Genomic DNA, 17,618 nt, shown 5'->3' on the forward strand with positions numbered 1-17,618 from the left:
TTACTTATTTCGGCAGCCATATCGTTTGTAATACGGTAATAATCCTTCATATCTGTGGCTTCATCGTGAAGAAGGGACTGCTCAACCGCAACCATCATGCCCAAATATTCTTCAGGTGCCACCTTCATGGCCCTACCAACTGACTTGTGGTTTGGTGAACCATTTGCCTTGGCTGCTATGATTAAGTCTTTTCGGCCCAACAAAAGCCCTGCACTATAGGGGCCACGAAGTCCCTTACCACCGGAGAAACAACATAAATCAAATCCAAGTTTTACTGTATCCAGCAAATTTTGAATAGGAGGGACAGTCGTCGCTGCGTCACATAATGTAGGAATATTTTGTTCTTTTCCTATCTTAATCCAGTGTTCTAAGGGAATTTCCCCTTCCATTTTACGCACATAAAACATCATCGCCGTTTTTTCATTTATGGCGTTTAAAAGATCTTCTTCGGTGTCAACCATCACAAGCTTTGCACCCGGCACTCTTAATGCCCGATCGTATAAATATTGGTGTGACCTTTGTAAAATGACCTCATTTTTTGTGCCCACCGGCGGATGAGGAAGCGTTTCTAATATCTCTTTATTTAATCCGGACATACATCCGGCCACTGACAATATTATCGCTGACGTAGCACCCGCCGTTACACACGCATACTCAGATCCCACGAGCTCAGCAATCCTATTTCCCACAGCATCATGTAAATCTTCCATATCTGCCTTATTTTGAACGGCATAATCCATGGCTTCGATTACTTCTGGCCACATTTCTTCACCGCCAAGTGATGAATATGAACCAATAGCGTTGATAAATGGTTTTACACCAAGTTCTTTATGAAAATCTCTTTTAAATTTAGGTGCCCCTACCGTCGAGGCTCCAAAAAGAATTTTTTGTAAAAATGAACGCCGAGATGACATGACTTTCCCCTTTTTCTTTATATGACTATAGATAAAAGAGAAATAAACATAAATAGGGCAGACGGACTAAAGATTAATCATCATCAAATGTATATCATTATAGATATGGTTTTAACCTATCGAGAGCCTCTTCTAATATGTCTTGCGTTTGCGCAAAACATAACCGGAACCATCCTGGTTCTGGCATTAAAAATGCGTCTCCCGGTGCTAATCCAATTTTTGCTTTTTCAATTAACATCCGGGTATACTCAACACTGTCATCAACAGTATTAATTCTAAAAAAAGCATAAAACGAACTATGCGGAATTGGACATGTGATATTATGGCTTTCATGTAATGTTTCACAAACAAGGTCTCGTGCGTCACGGTACATTTCGTTTGTTTGCTTAATAAACGTTTCACCTTCTCTAAGCGCAACAACGCCGCCTCTTTGCGTAAAAGCGGGGGCGCAAGCCACAGAAAATTCCATTAATTTCTCAACAATTGGGGCAAGGCTAGGCGGCAACGTTAACCAACCAAGGCGCCACCCTGTCATCGCCCATGTTTTTGAAAATGAATTCACAACAATCAATTTATCTTCTGGGAGTGATGCTTTTATAAAAGAAGGGGCAACTTTTTCTTCATACACGGTTCTTGAATAAACCTCATCGGCGATGATCCATGTTCCTCTTTCACGTAAAGTTGCCGATATTTTATCAATTTCTGCCTGTGTAAGCATAAACCCTGTCGGATTTGACTGAGAATTGATTAAAACCACTTTTGCTTTTTTGACTTTTTCTAAAAAGTCATCACAATTGAGTGTCCAACGTCCGTTCTTTACCTCCAAAGGATGTGTAATAAGCTCCGCACCTTGTAATGCTGGAACATTTAATAAATTTGGAAAAGCCGGTATAAGTGTTGCAACTTTATCTCCGGGCTCAAGTAGTGTCTGAAAAGCCAAATTCAAGGCATTTCCACCTGAAACTGTTACAGCAATCCGGTCAGAATTAATATTTACTTGATAAAGCGAGGTCATATATTCTGCAATCGCTTCTCTTAAATATGGTTTTCCTAATCCTTCTGCATAGAAGGTTTCACCTTTTGAGAGTGAACTTGCAGCCGCATCACATATCATCTTTGGTGTTTGGACATTCGGCTCACCAAACCAAAGAGGGATTAATCCTTCTGTGCCCATTGCTGAATTTGCAATTAATCTGGTAAGGGAAGGCGCAATCTCGACGCCTCTGCTTTTTAATCCATCACTTGCCAATATCATTTCATATGCTTTCATTATTCACTTTTTATAATGACAATGTCATGACCATCTATAGAAATCAATATTCGCAAAACAAAAAAAGGCTCCAATATTGGAGCCTTTCTTCACAGTATATTTAGAATTTAAATTACGCCCGGGAAATTACCGCCATCAAGCAATATATTTTGCCCTGTCATATAGCCCGCATGTGCAGAACACATCCAACCACAAGCTTGGCCAAACTCTTCCGGCTGGCCAAAGCGACCAGATGGGTTTGCCGCCATACGGCTTTTACGGGCTTCTTCTATGCTAACCCCTTTTGCTTTGGCTTCACCTGCGACAACTTGCTCGATTCGGTCCGTTTCAAATGGTCCAGGCAACAAATTATTAATTGTGACGTTATCTTTTACAGTTGTTCGTGCAACGCCGGCCACAAAGCCAGTAAGACCCGCACGTGCACCATTTGAAAGCCCAAGAACACTAATCGGTGCCTTCACAGCACCAGAAGTAATATTAACAATGCGGCCAAATTTACGTTCGATCATGCCGTCAACCACCGCTTTAATCAGTTCGATTTGTGTAAGCATGTTTGAATCAAGTGCTTTAATCCATGTGTCACGATCCCAATCACGAAAATTTCCCGTAGGAGGACCGCCAGCATTGTTAACAAGAATATCGGGGTTAGGACATGCGGCCAATAATTTTTCACGGCCTTCCGCTGTTGTGACATCACATGCAACTGCTGTCACTTCAGAACCTGTGGCATCACGGATTTCCTGTGCTGTGGCTTCCAATACTTCTGCGTTTCGTCCATTGATAAACACATGCGCACCGTCACCGGCCAATGTCATGGAACATGCTTTCCCAAGGCCCTTTGAAGACGCGCAGATGATAGCTTTGCGTCCTTTAATTCCTAAATCCATTTTTTATAACTCCTTTAATATGATTTAATTTATTTTGATCCTAAATAGGCTACGGCCATGGAAAGCCCAGCCCAACATGGATCGATAATTGGTTTATTAAGTAAATTTTGCAACCATTCTTTATGTAATCCCATACCGGCGCAACCAAGTATTAAAGATTCTGCCCCGAATTTTTCTACAAGAGCACGTCCCACTTCTTCAATACGGGGACGCGCTAGTTCAATATCCTCTAGTTCCAACACACCCAGATTTAAGGCAAGATCCGCTGCAAGCAAATCGGAAAGGCCCGCACGCTCCACTTGTTTAATATGACGCTCAACGGAGACATCCAAAATTGAAATCATCCCGAACTTTCCGCCACTGTTGGCGGCTAAGTGCATGGCACTTTCAGCGATGCCAAATACATTCTGAAACCCTAACGCCCTTAGCTCCTGAACACCAGGATCACAAAAACACGCTATGACATAGGCATCATAATCAGATTTTTTAACATATTCTGTGACAAGTTCGTGGGCAAGATGTGCATCTTCCATACTTTCAATGGCTTCTGGTGCCTCGGCGATTTGATCATAATCAATCGTTACATTTAAAAGTGAGGCAGGCACTTCTAACTCTTCTTCCATTCCTTTTGTGACTGAACATGATGAGTTCGCATTTAACATTAAAATGCGCGGCTTAATTAATTGGTTCATTTATTAAAACCCCAATGTTCAAAAATACTACTATGGACATTATTGATATGACGAGCCATTCGCGTAGACGCAAGCGCCCCATCTCGCTTTTCTAACGCATCAATAATATTTAAATGTTCTTTACTACCTGGTTGCTTGCGGTCAGGAAGGCGCTCATGATCAAACATTGCTGTTCTTCGTCTTAAATCATTAATCAATTCATTGACCAAACTGTTATTGGAACTTCTCGCAATGAAATTGTGAAACATATCATCAACTTCTCGAAGCTCTAATGCAGTAACAGACCTTTTTTCCATTAATTTTTCGATAGTTCCACGAATTTTTTGAAGCTCTTTCGCATCAGCATTTTTCGCGGCCTCTCTTACTGCATCACATTCAAGTAATTTTCTAACATGCAGTATTTCAACGAATTCTTTTAAACGGACCTCACGAACCACAACTCTACCACCGCTTCGCTCTAAAAAGCCCTCAGCTTCCAAACGGCTTATGGCCTCTCTTACTGGTGTTCTGGATACATTCATATGTTCGGCAAGGCGTCTTTCCTGAACGGGATCTCCATATGCGAGCTCTCCTTTTAAAATCATATCGCTAATAAGAAGGTATGTTCGTTCGCCAAGGCTTTTTTCTTCACCCATATCATCGAAATTACGGCCAATTTCTGGCAGTTCTTTTGATGTAGTGGTTCCACTTGGCGTTAACATTTAAATCCTCGCTTGATTATCAGGTGTACCAATGGTATACCATTTGAATACCAAATACAAATAATAAAATAAACCTATCAAATTCAGGATGGATAAAAAAATGGCCTTATATGATCTAGTCATCAGAAACGGACATACTGTAACCGAAATTGAGCAGAAAAAACAAGACGTTGGCATCAAGGATGGCAAAATTATCGCACTGGGCGAAAACCTTGAAGAAGGAGAAAGAGATATTGATGCTACTAATAAATTAATATTACCAGGCGGTATTGATGCGCATTGTCACATAGAACAAAAATCATCAAGTGGAATTATGACTGCTGATGATTTTTATAGCGGTTCTGTGTCTGCTGCATTTGGGGGGACCACAACATTACTGCCCTTTGCCGCTCAACATCGCGGACAAAGTTTACGTGAAGTTGTTGATGATTATATGGCATGCGCAAAACCCAAATCGGTTATTGATTATGGCTTCCATCTTATTATTTCGGATGCTTCAGACGCTATTATTGGTCAAGAACTTCCGGCCATGATTGAAGACGGCATTACATCCTTTAAGATCTATATGACATATGACAACCTGAAACTGAATGATTATGAAATTCTTAATGTTCTTGCTGCAGCAAGACGTGAGCAGGCCCTGGTAATGGTGCACGCTGAAAACCATGATGTCATCAGATGGATCACCGAAAAGCTCCTCGACCAAGGACTTGGTGATCCGAAATATCATGCCATTGCCCATGCTAGTCTTGCTGAAAAAGAAGCAACCCACCGCGCGATTACACTTGCAGAGCTACTAGATACACCTATGTTAATTGTTCATGTCTCTTCTGAGGCAGCCTTAACCGAAATTCGCCGCGCACAGGAACGTGGCCTTAAAATATACGGTGAAACATGTCCACAGTATTTATTCCTTACCATTGATGACCTTGATAAAGATGGAATGGATGGGGCAATGTTCTGCTGTAGTCCACCACCGCGCAATAAAGAAAATCAAGAAATCATATGGGAAGGCCTTATCGACGGATCATTCAGTGTCTTTTCATCAGATCATGCACCTTATCGCTATGATAGTAGTGGAAAATTGTCTGCTGGTCCAAAACCAACATTCGATAAAATCGCGAACGGCGTCCCCGGACTTGAAATTCGTATGCCGCTTCTATTTTCAGAAGGCGTACAAAAAGGGCGAATGGACATCCATCGCTTCATTGATGTGACATCAAGCATTCCAGCAAAAACATATGGCCTATATCCGCGAAAAGGAACAATCGCTATAGGTTCTGATGCGGATGTCGCGATCTGGGACCCGGATAAAGAAGTCGAAATAACAGCTGATGCTCTACATGATAATATGGATTATACCCCTTATGAAGGAATGGTTTCTAAAGGTTGGCCGATAACAGTGATTAGCCGTGGACGCATCGTAGTAGAAGACGAAGAACTTAAAGTAGAGCGAGGCAGTGGAGTATATTTAAAACGCGAACGTTCTGAATTTGCCAAACCGCTAGAAAAATTCGTCCCCGAAATGGATCCAAAAAAGAACTTTAACGCCAAACTAATATAAGGAATAACCATGAGTGCATTATTAAATGAACAAGCAAAAGGCGTCTATATTATCGCAGCCACACCGTTCTTAGACGATGACAGCATCGATTTTGAAAGCATTGATACTCTGACTGATTTTTATTTAGAGAAAGGCGTCACCGGCATCACAATCCTTGGTATGATGGGGGAAGCACAGAAATTAACGCCGGAAGAATCGCAAGCCGTTATGAACCGTGTTATTGATCGGGTCGATGGCCGTGTGCCCGTTGTTGTAGGCGTCAGTAACCCAGACATGGATAAATTAGTGGCGCTCTCAAATTCCGCTATGAAAGCGGGGGCCGCGGGTGTGATGGTTGCGCCTAATCCCTCACATAATAGCGATGAAGCAATTTATGATTATTATATCGCCGTTGATAAAGCGCTTAACTCAAAAGTTCCAATGATTTATCAAGATTTTCCACTGGTAACCAAGGCTCCTGTATCCGTTGATTGCCTAATGCGCATAATCCGTGATGTACCGCAAGTTGTCATGTTAAAACACGAAGATTGGCCAGGGCTTGGAAAATTATCAGAACTTCGCGCCAAATCAGCGGCACAAGGCTTGCGCCGCATTAGTATTTTATGCGGCAATGGCGGACTATATCTGCCACAAGAGCTTGGACGTGGTGCGGACGGTGCCATGACAGGCTTTGCTTATCCTGAAATGTTAGTGGGTGTTTGTGAAAAATTTGCAGCAGGCGATATAGACGCAGCAGATGATTTATTTGATCAATATTTACCGGTCATTAAACACGAACAACAGCCAGGCTACGGTCTTGCTGTTCGAAAAGAAACCCTACACCGTCGGGGTGTGATTACGTCTGCTAAAGTACGAACACCAGGACCAACCATGTCAGCTGATGACCATAAGGACCTTGACAGGTTGCTGGCTAGGCTCGATAAAAGACTTTCAGTTTAATAAAAATAGAGGATAATATATTGAAAATTAACTGTTTTACAGTTTTGAAAATTGTCCTCCTCTTTCTTTTGTGGCCGATGATATCTGTTGCACAGGAAAGTAATGATCCGATTGTCGTCGGTGCCAATATTGGTAATGTTCCGTGGGAATTTCAGAATACCGACGGTACATTTATTGGTTTTGAAATCGATCTGGTAAATGAAATTGGAAAACGACTTAATCGTCCCGTGAATATCATCAATGTCCCTTTTAACGGCTTATTTGCTGCCGTTCAGTCAGGTCGCATTGATATTGCCATGTCGTCAATAGGTATTACGGACAAACGGCTTGAAAGCGTCGCCTTTACGCAACCCTTTTATGATAGTGATCAATCGCTAACGGTTGTAAGGGGGAGCGGTATTACTTCATTAGAAGACCTGCGGGGACAAATTGTTGCCGCCGATACAGGCTCCACAGGAGATATATGGGCTACGGCTAATCAGGAAAAATATGGCTTTGCAGAAATTCGCCGCTATGAAGGATTAGCCCCTGCCATGCTAGATGTGGTAATTGGTCGCGTTAAAGGATACATCAGCGATATTCCCGCCCTTCAATATTATACGAAAGACAAACCCAATTTAGAGGTTGTTGAACGTATTCCAACAGGTGGGCGATATGCACTAATGCTCGGTAAAAATAGTGCAATCTTAAACGACGTAAATGATACCATTAGTATTTTAAAAGAAGAGGGTTTTGTAAATCAGCTGCATTTAAAATGGTACGGCACGCTTGCAGAAGAAAGTACCTCTACGGCAAGAGTAGTACCCATGCCAACAACAAGTGATGGATTGATATTCAATTTTGTTGAAACTTTCCTGAATATGGATGTCTTTCTACAAACCTATCCGATGCTCATTGACGGATTATTTACGACAATCCAACTGGGTATCTTAGCGATTGTCGCGGGGTTAATCCTGGGGCTCATCTTAGCCTTATTAAAATTATATGCCCACAAAGCGGTCCGTATAATCGTCAAAGCATATATTGATGTATTTCGGTCAATTCCCTTATTGGTTCTTCTGATTATTATCTTCTACGCCTTGCCTTTTGTTGGCATTAGTTTATCACCTTTTTATGCGGCAGCCGTTGCCTTAACGGTTGTTTCTGGTGCTTATACGGCCGAAATATTCCGTGCCGGTATTGAAGCCATTCCCAAAGGTCAATTCGAAGCTTCTGAAGCATTAGGATTAAGTTATAAGGATATGATGGTAGACGTTATTCTTCCGCAAGCCATTAAGGTGGTTATTCCACCGCTCACCAATAACTGTATTAATGTGATCAAGGATACGGCCCTTGCATCCGTGGTGGCGATGCCGGATCTTTTAAAACAAGCAACTCAGGCGCAGGCCGTCGCAGCCAACCCAACACCCCTTATTGCCGCGGCCGTTATTTATCTGGCTTTTCTATTACCCTTGGTTTTATGGGTTTCAGGATTAGAGAAAAAATTTAAAGCAGGGGATACACAATGAGTACTCTGATTAAGTTAGAGACGGTCAATAAGCATTATGGCAATTTTCGCGCCTTAACCGACATTGATTTAGAAATAGCCGAAGGTGAAGTCGTCTGTGTTATAGGACCTTCCGGTTCTGGAAAATCAACTATGATACGGTGTATTAATCTTCTCGAAGAGTATGATAAATCAGGGACCATAAAAGTTGAAAATGTAAAAGTAGAAAAAGGGCGTAATTTAAAGAAGGTTCGCGCCGACGTCGGCATGGTTTTTCAAAACTTCAATCTTTTTCCACATCTTAGCATTCTTGATAACGTGATGCTATCACCCATAAAATCAAAAGGATTGAGTAAAGAAAAGGCAAAAAAAGTTGCCGTCGATTTACTCACTAAAGTCGGTATTGCAGAACAAGCTGATAAATTCCCAGCACAGCTTTCAGGGGGTCAACAACAACGCGTTGCCATTGCACGGGCGCTCGCGATGGAGCCAAAAGCATTGCTATTCGATGAACCCACGTCAGCGTTAGACCCAGAAATGGTAGGAGAGGTGCTTGATGTGATTAAAAACCTTGCAGCGTCGGGTGTTACCATGATCGTTGTGACGCATGAAATGGGATTTGCAAGACAAGTTGCCGATCGCGTCATTTTTATGGACGCCGGTCAAATTGTCGAGCAAGGAAGTCCCAATGAAATATTTGACAACCCAAAAGAAGAACGGACCCGTAATTTTTTAAAAGCGGTCCTAAATCATTAATTTAATTAAGGAAAAATAATCGTGGCATTGGATATGGATTTTGTACGGGGTGAGTTCCCAGCACTAAAGAATGAATGGACATTTATGGATAATGCCGGCGGGTCACAGATCTTAAAAGGCTGCGTTGATAAAATTTCAGAATATTATTATTCCCATAATGTACAGCTAGGCGGTAGTTACGATGTATCACAAAACTCATTAAAGGCCTTTGGTGAAGGGCGCGCCAATATTGCGACACTCTTCAATGCTGCAAGACCTGAAGAAATTGTATTTGGTCCTTCTACAACCGTGTTACTGCAATTTTTAAGTAAGGCAATGTTAAGTCAGTTTAAAGCAGGCGACGAAGTGATCGTTACGATAACAGATCATGAAAGTAATATTGGCCCATGGGTCTGGTTAGAAGATCGCGGCGTCAACATTAAGTTTTGGCCTATGAATAAAGAGACATACGAATTAGAACTTGATGCGCTTGATGCCATCATGACAGAAAAAACAAAGCTTGTTGCTTTTACGCATGTATCAAATTTGCTTGGTACCATTAATAACGTAAAAGAAATAACCAAATTTGTTCATGATCGTGGCGCACTTGTTTGTGTTGATGCAGTGGCATACGCACCACACAGAGCAATTGATGTTCAAGATTGGAATGTAGATTTCTATGCCTTAAGTCTATACAAAACCTACGGTCCACATCATGCGGCGCTCTACTGTCGCTATGACCATATGGAAGAGTTAGATAGCCTTTATCATTATTTTTATGACAAGACCAAAATTCCCGCAAAAATGGAACCGGGTAATGCCAATTATGAACTTTCATATGCATCAGGCGCCATAGTTGATTATTTGGTCACTCTTGGGGAAAAAGCCGGATCAAAAGGCACACGACGAGAGAAATTAGAAGCCGCCTTTCAAGACATCACCGAACAAGAAAATATTCTTTGTGAAAAAGTACTTAGTTACTTAAGAAAGAGAAATGATTGCAACGTTCTGGGCATTAATGATGGCACCAGCCCGAGAAGAGTTCCAACAATTGCTTTTACGATAGAAGGCAAAGACCCACAGCAAGTATGTATCGCAATGGATAAATATAAGGTGGCTGTTCGCTTTGGTGATTTCCATGCGCGCCGTTTATCAGATAGTCTTGGTATAACGGACCAGAATGGCGCTGTCAGAATTTCACTAACTCATTACAATACCGTTGAGGAAGTCGATAAGCTCCTTAGCGCTCTAGATGAAGTCTTAGCTAAATAAAGCCGCACTAATTTCATCTAATATCATCGGATCATCTAACGTTGCCGGGGTTTTATAATCTTCTTTCCCGGCAATGCTGCTCATGACACGGCGCAAGATTTTACCCGATCGGGTTTTTGGTAATCTTTTTACAATTACCGCATTTTTAAAACTGGCCACCGCCCCTATTTCAGTACGCACGGATTGTATCGCCTCCGTAATGATATCGTCCTGCGATTTTTCAGTGCCACTTTTTAAAACGATAAATCCATAAGGAATTTGCCCTTTAAGCTCATCTGCGACCCCTACTACGGCACATTCCGCAACATCCGGCATATTACTTAGGACTTCTTCCATCGAACCCGTTGATAATCTGTGACCCGCAACATTAATGACATCATCAGTTCTGCCCATAATGTATAAATAGCCATCTTCATCTTTATGACCCGCGTCACCAGTTAGGTAAAAGCCTGGATATTCTTTAAAATATGTTTCAATACAGCGTTGATTATCTTTCCAAATTCCTAGCATTCCACCTGGTGGAAGCGGTTCTTTAACGACAATATTGCCGAGCTTTTTAGGACCAAGTTCTTCACCTTCATCGCTAAATATTCTTACATCGTACCCCGGGGAAGGAACGCTTGGGCTGCCATATTTCACGGGCAAATGTTCTATCCCCATGAAATTTGCACAAATAGACCATGACGTTTCAGTTTGCCACCAATGGTCAATCACAGGAACACTAACCATTTTCTCTGACCATTTAACCGTATCAGGATCAGCGCGTTCCCCCGCAAGAAAAAGCGTACGAAAAGCTGAGATATCATAATTGTTTAGAAACTCTCCCCTGGGATCTTCTCTTTTGATGGCGCGAATAGCTGTGGGGGCAACAAATAATGCGTTTACTTTATGATCCGCAATTACGCGCCAAAATGCCCCTGCATCTGGCGTCCCTACTGGTTTACCTTCATATAAAATTGTCGTACATCCACGAACTAATGGGGCGTATACAATATAAGAATGACCGACAACCCAACCAATATCAGAGGCAGCCCAATAAACATCACCAGGGCTCATTGCGTAAACATTTTTCATGCTCCAGTTCATTGCAACCAGATGACCACCATTATCCCGAACGATGCCTTTTGGAGTACCAGTCGTTCCAGATGTGTAAAGAATATAAAGTGGGTCAGTTGCTTCTAACTCCAGGCAATCAACAGGAGTAGCCACTTTCATTAGCTTTTCCCAATAAAAATCACGACCATCTATAAGTTCTGCATCACATTCTGGACGTTTAACGATAATGGTTTTTGCAGTAGATTTGGAAATGGCCAACGCTTCATCAAGCAAGGGCTTATAAGCAATAACCCTACCGGGCTCTAATCCGCACGTCGCTGACACAATAATCTTGGGTTCAGCGTCAATAATCCTTTTCGCTAACTCATTTGAGGCAAACCCGCCAAAGACCACCGTATGAATGGCTCCTATTCTGGCACACGCAAGCATGGCTATTACAGCTTCTGGAATCATCGGCATATAGAGTAAAACACGGTCGCCTTTTTTCACGCCTTTTGCATTTAATACGCCTGCAAATTTCGAGATATGATCTTGCATTTCCGCATAGGTATACTTTCTAACCTGGCCCGTCATGGCACTATCATAAATGAGTGCCGTTATATCACCTTGTCCTGCAATTACATGACGGTCTATCGCATTATAGCATGTATTTATTTTTGCACCTTTAAACCATTGATATAATGGTGCATTTGTTTCATCTAGAACTTCTTCACATTCTTTAAACCAATGAATTTCTCTGGCTGCTTCTTGCCAAAAATCTTGCGGATTATTTTTCCACGATTGATATATCTTTTCGTAGCTACTCAATGGTCATACTCTTGATTAATTATTCAACAATACTTTAGATCGCTTTACATTTTATGCAATTGCTAATTTCTTACTGAGCATTCTATGTGCTTGCGCTATAAATTATTCATGTGATTAAAATAGTGAAATTTACTTAAAAATAATATTGGCCCACCCTTAAGGGGCAGGCCTATAATAAATTTGAAGAGAATAGCGTCAACGCTAGGCCATTACACCACAGCCTGGGGATCAGACTTGTCCTTTGGCTTATTCTTATCATTATCTACACCGACCTCGATTAAAGCTTGTTCTAGTGCATCTGCGCGATTTTTAAACCAATGATCATCGGTAATTAATTGAGCAACATCAAGTCCATGAAGTACATCATTTACTTCCTCAGTAATTCCTGCAAAATAAACGAACTTACCGGATCGGTCAGCGTCAGCAACTATTGTTTCGACAGCCTTTGCCGCTGATAAATCAAGAAACGGTACGCGAGAAAAATCAAGAATAAGAACCTGAACATTTCCTGTTGAACGTTCTCTAACAACATGTCCTAAATCGGCTGCCGCACCAAAGCTCAATGGTCCGCCAAAGTCAAAGAGTGTGACAGCACCATTACTACGCGCAAGAATTGCCCGCTCTTCTGCATTACCGACTTTATCATCTGATAAATTAAGTTTTTCTAATTGAGATTCAGATAGTTGCTTGATAAATGCTAAGGCAGCCAAAACAACACCAACGGCAACAGCTGTAATCAAATCAACGAATACTGTAAGACCGAGAACAATACCCATCAGAGCCAAATCCCAACGCGGTCCACGGTGGGCACGCTTTAAATAACTCCAATCAATGATATCATACCCCACTTTAATCAATATACCCGCAAGCGCAGCATGCGGAATAAGTGAAGCGAAAGGTGCAAACACAAGTGCAACAGAAAGAAGCACTACACCATGTAGCATACCTGAAATTTTAAACTGCCCTCCTGAGCGAATGTTTACAACAGTACGCATGGTAGCACCTGCACCCGGCACTCCACCAAAAAGACCCGCAACCGTATTACCGATACCTTGTCCGATAAGTTCTTGGCTCGAATTATGACGGGTACGAGTCATATTGTCAGCCACAAGTGACGTCAGTAAGCTATCGATTGACCCTAGCAACGCAAGCAAGAATGCGGCTTCAAGAACAATAACCATCGCGTCTTGGTCATATGTTGGCATTATGAATGTCGGCAACCCAGATGGTACATCACCCAAGATTGGTGCGCCCACAAAAAGAGTACTTAAAACTGTAGCAATGACCAACGCCGCTAATGGCGCGGGAAGATATTTGCCTAGCTTCTGAGGCCAATTAAACACCATAACGAGTGTCATTACTCCAATTCCGAGCGCTATCCAATTCGGGTCAATAACTGCACCAGGCACAGAGGTTAACGCAGGAATAGTTCCGCCACCCTCAGGCTCATGACCAAATAGCCTTGCTAATTGAAGAGCCACAATAATGACACCGATCCCGCTCATAAAGCCGGAAACCACAGGATAGGGAACAAGTCGGATCAAATGCCCGATCTTTAATAAACCAAATCCAATTTGAATTAGTCCCGCCAGAACAACAGCCGTAAAGACCAATTCAGGATTACCGCCCAAAGTGGTATAGACACCAGCAAAAACGACGACCATCGGGCCCGTTGGCCCAGAAATATTACTTCCCGTTCCACCAAATAGAGACGCTAAGAAACCAACAATAATGGCTCCATAAAGACCCGCCATCGGGCCAGCACCTGATGCTTCACCAAATGCAAGTGCTAACGGTAAGGCAACAATACCGGTAGTGATACCACCCATAATGTCGCCACGAAGATTAGACGTATTTAAATTATACATGTTTAGTACCCTCATTTAAATTTGTAGTTTTGATGAAAACTAAATTATTTTATTTTCATCATATTAAGCGAAATAAATTCGCTAATGTGTTTTGTTAGTTTCCAGAATTTGGTCTGAATAATCTTTGAAAACACAATAATTGAAAGTTTTAAAGCACCTCCAATATCTTTTCCTACCAATTTTACGCCCCTGCATTCTTATTTTTAATTAGTTTAACGCTTCGGATGTAAAACATTATTACATGATATATGCGTTCCATCATGATAATACAATTTGCTATTTTTCCGAATTTCCGATAGATTTTATCTATCACATCATTTAAGGAAGCTACATGATGCAAATTGGCCATCCTACCATTAAACAACTCAAATATCTGAAAACGGTTATCGAGCTGAAAAGCTTTCGCCAAGCAGCTCTCTCTTTAAATGTTTCGCAGCCGACCATTACGGCACAAATCGCCGCACTTGAAGAAAACTTAGGTCTTACACTTTTAGAGCGCTCAAGAACGGGTGCCCTTCCGACTGCTGCGGCTAGAGCAATGCAACCTCATATTGATTTAATGCTAGACGAAGTAAAATCCATTCGTGATGTCGCGCGATTTTCTCTTGATAGTGGGGCAGGCATTCACCGCTTGGGCGTGCCACCGACATTAGGTCCCTATATTTTGCCTGACATAATTCCCGACATTCATAAAACTTATCCAAATTTACGCCTATTTATTCGTGAAGATTCACCGAGAGAAATCGAAAATGGGTTATTAGACGGTAGGTTTGATCTCATTTTTACGACGCTACCATTGGATGTATCAGGCTTAACCGTTGAACCTTTATTTGGTGAACCATTTCGATTATGTGTCGCCCCTGACCACGATTTGGTAAAACAAAAAAAGGTCAATTCTAAAGACATCGCCGGCCAAAGACTTCTTGCAATTGAAGAACGTCACAGAATTTTTGAACAAATGCAGGGACTTGCTAATAAATATGGTGCCAGAATACTTCGCGATTACGAAGGTACAAGCCTTGATACTGTTAGGCAAATGATTGGAACAGGTGTCGGCATTGCATTTTTGCCAGCTCTTTATGTGCGCTCAGAAATCGAACCAAGGAACGATGTGGCCGTCCTTGAACTACAAGACACAACAGAGGATAGAGAGGTTGTTCTCGCTTGGCGTCCTAGCGCACCGCAAAGGCATCTTTATAAAGAACTCGCCGCCTTTATCCGTTCACTATGTGAAAAACGATTATCTGACTATTTAAATATAAAAAATTGAATTAAACCTCTTTCCAATTGTGGGACGTTTCTTATTTACAATACCAGGTGATAGTTAAAATCTATCAGAAATTCGGAAAAAATGTAAATTGTTTTATCATTAAGAAGACATATATAAAATGCAGTAATAAAAACCGTACAATTGTAAATGAAAGGAAAATGTAATGTCTATTACTGAAACTGATTTAGTACAAGCCCGTGTAGCTTGGGGAGATGCCTTAATTGCAGTCTCTAAAGCGTATGAAGAAGGTGGCATCGATGAAGCAAGAGCAGTGGCAATTAATGTTCTCGATTCTGCATATGGCTATAATCTTGGGCCTGTGCTTTTCAAACCAACATTAGCAAGTGGTGACCAAACATTCCGCCCGACAAAAGAAGGGGCTTTATCATACTTTGTTGGCCATGATGACAATTTCCCGCTAGATGGTGGTTTTGGCATCAAGGGATGGCGCCATTGCGAATCTGTTACATCAGCGAGCTTCATTGAGGGTGATGTTGCAATGTGGATGGGTTGGATTTCTTTAACGGATAAAGACGGTAATGTGACCACAGTTGATAAAAGTTGGGGTTACAAGAAAGATGAGAATGGAACATTACGTATCATTCATCATCATTCATCTTTACCTTATCAACCTTAAAATCTGATCATTAGAATCAAACTTTATAAGATGAAATTTGAAAAACCACTCTAATATAGAGTGGTTTTTTAGGTTAAAACGCTAACGATTACCAATGACGCATTTTATGGCCTTTATATGCATATAAGAAAATCAGTAAGTAGCACGGAATTCCAATTAAATAAGCCATTTGAAAATTATCGGTCATATCAACAATTTTTCCAAACACTAGAGGAATAATGGCCCCGCCTGATACACTCATTACCAACAGGGCTGAACCAAGTGGCGTAAATTTGCCAAGCCCTTTAAGCGCAAGGGGCCATATCGCTGGCCAAACGAGGGCGTTTGCCGTTCCCATTGTCGCAACAAAGAAAATAGGATTAGGAAGAAGCGGAAGACCCGTCCAACCCCAAAGAGCGTGGGTTACACTATTTGAATTTTCTGAACTCAAAGAGATGCAAATAATGCAAAGAAAACCAGTTATGGCGGAAAAATATAACGCCTGACTTTGCGACATATATTTTGGAATTGTGAATATGCCAACAAAATATCCGACCAACATAAAGATCATAGTATAGGATGTAAGTGTCGCAAAATGGGGGAGGTTTTCTCGGGCACCATATAAGCCTATTGTATCTCCGGCGATAACTTCCATTCCTATATTTGCAAAAAGTGCAATCGCTCCAAGTATGATTTGTGGATATGCAAAAATACTTTTACGATCATCTTCAGTGTCATGGGCGTTACTGTTTTCACTTATAGTTGGCAAATTAGAAAAATAGACCAATCCAATTAACATAATCAAAGCACATGCCATATAAATATAAGGCAGTATTAATCTTTCTGAAAGTGCTGTAATTTCAACTTCACTTAATTGACGCGACGTTAAATCGGACGCATCCCCTAAATCAGACAAAATCAGGGCCGCAAAAACAACGGGTACGACAACTCCTGCGAATTTGTTAATAACCCCCATTACGGCAATACGTCTAGCCGCACTTTCAATGGGACCAATAAAGACCACATAAGGATTAGAGGCTGTTTGTAATATTGTTAAGCCGGTTCCAAGCACAAAAAGCGCAATTAAAAATAAAATATAATTCGCGCTTAAGGCTGCGGGTATGAACAAAAGTGCACCACTAGACATAATTGCCAACCCAATGGCCATACCGTTACGGTACCCTGTTTTGTTTAAAATGGCCGCCATCGGCAATGCCATCACAGTATAAGAAATATAAAAATCAAAAGTTACAAAAAGAGCTTGAAAATCACTTAAATCACATATGATCCGTAAAAAGGGAATAAGCGATCCATTAAGCCAGGTCACAAAGACAAAAATAAAAAACAAAAGCCCTATAATGATCATTGGAACGATATAATTATTGCTATTTTGTTCAGGCACATTCGATACATTCATAAATTTAATCCCTCATCTTGAAATTGTTATTTTGATATACAATCTCGCCATTAATCACCGTCATAATAACTTCACCCTCACTTCCTAAAATACAAAGGTCCGCATCCTTTTCTTCTTTAATACT

The 17,618-nt window shown here is 41.3% G+C and carries 15 protein-coding genes and 1 pseudogene; 8 read left to right on the forward strand and 8 right to left on the reverse strand.

The genetic code is table 11. The features are described from left to right. The 5 genes from ACTF6W_RS07320 to ACTF6W_RS07340 all read right to left on the reverse strand — a co-directional run. On the reverse strand, positions 1–914 hold a 914-nt coding region (locus ACTF6W_RS07320), incomplete at its 3' end, for an aminotransferase class V-fold PLP-dependent enzyme (RefSeq protein ID WP_438993888.1). Between the two features lie 97 nt (positions 915–1,011). Further along, positions 1,012–2,184, reverse strand: coding sequence for a pyridoxal phosphate-dependent aminotransferase (locus ACTF6W_RS07325; protein ID WP_438993889.1), 1,173 nt, complete (start codon positions 2,182–2,184; stop codon positions 1,012–1,014). Between the two features lie 107 nt (positions 2,185–2,291). Continuing rightward, positions 2,292–3,071 carry an SDR family oxidoreductase gene (locus tag ACTF6W_RS07330; RefSeq protein ID WP_438993890.1) on the reverse strand — a complete coding sequence of 260 codons (780 nt, stop codon included), beginning with the start codon at positions 3,069–3,071 and terminating at the stop codon, positions 2,292–2,294. A 29-nt stretch (positions 3,072–3,100) separates the two neighbouring features. Then, complete coding sequence (locus tag ACTF6W_RS07335; protein ID WP_438993891.1) at positions 3,101–3,763, reverse strand: aspartate/glutamate racemase family protein; 663 nt, start codon at positions 3,761–3,763, stop codon at positions 3,101–3,103. Beyond that, entirely contained in the window at positions 3,760–4,464 is a 705-nt protein-coding gene (locus ACTF6W_RS07340; RefSeq protein WP_438993892.1) for a GntR family transcriptional regulator, read from the reverse strand. The genes ACTF6W_RS07335 and ACTF6W_RS07340 overlap by 4 nt, the downstream gene beginning before the upstream one ends. A gap of 100 nt (positions 4,465–4,564) precedes the next feature. On the opposite strand from ACTF6W_RS07340, the gene hydA reads away from it, so the two are divergent. The 6 genes and pseudogenes from hydA (at position 4,565) to ACTF6W_RS07370 (ending at position 10,460) form a co-directional block, all read left to right on the forward strand. Further along, positions 4,565–6,028: a dihydropyrimidinase gene (gene hydA / locus ACTF6W_RS07345; protein WP_438993893.1), complete on the forward strand. Its 1,464-nt coding sequence runs from the start codon at positions 4,565–4,567 to the stop codon at positions 6,026–6,028. Positions 6,029–6,037: 9 nt separating this feature from the next. After that, positions 6,038–6,967 (forward strand): dihydrodipicolinate synthase family protein, encoded by a 930-nt coding sequence (locus ACTF6W_RS07350; protein WP_438993894.1) that lies wholly within the window; start codon positions 6,038–6,040, stop codon positions 6,965–6,967. Positions 6,968–7,044: 77 nt separating this feature from the next. Next, positions 7,045–7,719: pseudogene (locus tag ACTF6W_RS07355) on the forward strand (ABC transporter substrate-binding protein); the annotation flags it as partial. Positions 7,720–7,773: 54 nt separating this feature from the next. Next, positions 7,774–8,475, forward strand: a complete 702-nt coding sequence (locus ACTF6W_RS07360) for an amino acid ABC transporter permease (RefSeq protein ID WP_438993902.1) — start codon at positions 7,774–7,776, stop codon at positions 8,473–8,475. Next, complete coding sequence (locus ACTF6W_RS07365) at positions 8,472–9,209, forward strand: amino acid ABC transporter ATP-binding protein (protein WP_438993895.1); 738 nt, start codon at positions 8,472–8,474, stop codon at positions 9,207–9,209. The genes ACTF6W_RS07360 and ACTF6W_RS07365 overlap by 4 nt, the downstream gene beginning before the upstream one ends. A 21-nt stretch (positions 9,210–9,230) precedes the next feature. Then, entirely contained in the window at positions 9,231–10,460 is a 1,230-nt protein-coding gene (locus ACTF6W_RS07370; protein ID WP_438993896.1) for a cysteine desulfurase-like protein, read from the forward strand. On the opposite strand, the gene ACTF6W_RS07375 is transcribed toward ACTF6W_RS07370, so the two are convergent. Together ACTF6W_RS07375 and ACTF6W_RS07380 are read right to left on the reverse strand one after the other, a co-directional pair. Continuing rightward, on the reverse strand, positions 10,449–12,323 hold the full coding sequence (locus tag ACTF6W_RS07375; RefSeq protein ID WP_438993897.1) for a propionyl-CoA synthetase: 1,875 nt from the start codon (positions 12,321–12,323) through the stop codon (positions 10,449–10,451). The genes ACTF6W_RS07370 and ACTF6W_RS07375 overlap by 12 nt on opposite strands. 209 nt (positions 12,324–12,532) lie before the next feature. Further along, a complete protein-coding gene (locus ACTF6W_RS07380; RefSeq protein ID WP_438993898.1) occupies positions 12,533–14,191 on the reverse strand; it encodes a SulP family inorganic anion transporter in 1,659 nt (552 codons plus the stop codon). 331 nt (positions 14,192–14,522) lie between these two features. On the opposite strand from ACTF6W_RS07380, the gene ACTF6W_RS07385 reads away from it, so the two are divergent. Both ACTF6W_RS07385 and ACTF6W_RS07390 read left to right on the forward strand, forming a co-directional pair. Continuing rightward, positions 14,523–15,461 (forward strand): hydrogen peroxide-inducible genes activator, encoded by a 939-nt coding sequence (locus tag ACTF6W_RS07385; protein WP_438993899.1) that lies wholly within the window; start codon positions 14,523–14,525, stop codon positions 15,459–15,461. 163 nt (positions 15,462–15,624) lie between these two features. Continuing rightward, a complete protein-coding gene (locus tag ACTF6W_RS07390) occupies positions 15,625–16,098 on the forward strand; it encodes a phosphoribosyl-AMP cyclohydrolase (RefSeq protein WP_438993900.1) in 474 nt (157 codons plus the stop codon). Between the two features lie 88 nt (positions 16,099–16,186). On the opposite strand, the gene ACTF6W_RS07395 is transcribed toward ACTF6W_RS07390, so the two are convergent. Beyond that, entirely contained in the window at positions 16,187–17,494 is a 1,308-nt protein-coding gene (locus ACTF6W_RS07395) for a sugar MFS transporter (protein ID WP_438993901.1), read from the reverse strand. Between the last annotated feature and the right edge of the window lie 124 nt (positions 17,495–17,618).

The sequence above is a fragment of the Pseudemcibacter sp. genome (assembly GCF_965661635.1).
Classification (GTDB): Bacteria; Pseudomonadota; Alphaproteobacteria; order Sphingomonadales; family Emcibacteraceae; genus Pseudemcibacter.

What these genes read in the sequence shown, in the direction of transcription:
- ACTF6W_RS07350 (WP_438993894.1), top strand. Translation starts at nt 6,038, where the DNA reads ATGAGTGCATTATTAAATGAACAAGCAAAAGGCGTCTATATTATCGCA.
- ACTF6W_RS07365 (WP_438993895.1), top strand. Translation starts at nt 8,472, where the DNA reads ATGAGTACTCTGATTAAGTTAGAGACGGTCAATAAGCATTATGGCAAT.
- ACTF6W_RS07390 (WP_438993900.1), top strand. Translation starts at nt 15,625, where the DNA reads ATGTCTATTACTGAAACTGATTTAGTACAAGCCCGTGTAGCTTGGGGA.
- ACTF6W_RS07385 (WP_438993899.1), top strand. Translation starts at nt 14,523, where the DNA reads ATGATGCAAATTGGCCATCCTACCATTAAACAACTCAAATATCTGAAA.
- ACTF6W_RS07340 (WP_438993892.1), bottom strand. Translation starts at nt 4,464, where the DNA reads ATGTTAACGCCAAGTGGAACCACTACATCAAAAGAACTGCCAGAAATT.
- ACTF6W_RS07330 (WP_438993890.1), bottom strand. Translation starts at nt 3,071, where the DNA reads ATGGATTTAGGAATTAAAGGACGCAAAGCTATCATCTGCGCGTCTTCA.
- ACTF6W_RS07380 (WP_438993898.1), bottom strand. Translation starts at nt 14,191, where the DNA reads ATGTATAATTTAAATACGTCTAATCTTCGTGGCGACATTATGGGTGGT.
- hydA (WP_438993893.1), top strand. Translation starts at nt 4,565, where the DNA reads ATGGCCTTATATGATCTAGTCATCAGAAACGGACATACTGTAACCGAA.
- ACTF6W_RS07395 (WP_438993901.1), bottom strand. Translation starts at nt 17,494, where the DNA reads ATGAATGTATCGAATGTGCCTGAACAAAATAGCAATAATTATATCGTT.
- ACTF6W_RS07360 (WP_438993902.1), top strand. Translation starts at nt 7,774, where the DNA reads ATGCCAACAACAAGTGATGGATTGATATTCAATTTTGTTGAAACTTTC.
- ACTF6W_RS07335 (WP_438993891.1), bottom strand. Translation starts at nt 3,763, where the DNA reads ATGAACCAATTAATTAAGCCGCGCATTTTAATGTTAAATGCGAACTCA.
- ACTF6W_RS07325 (WP_438993889.1), bottom strand. Translation starts at nt 2,184, where the DNA reads ATGAAAGCATATGAAATGATATTGGCAAGTGATGGATTAAAAAGCAGA.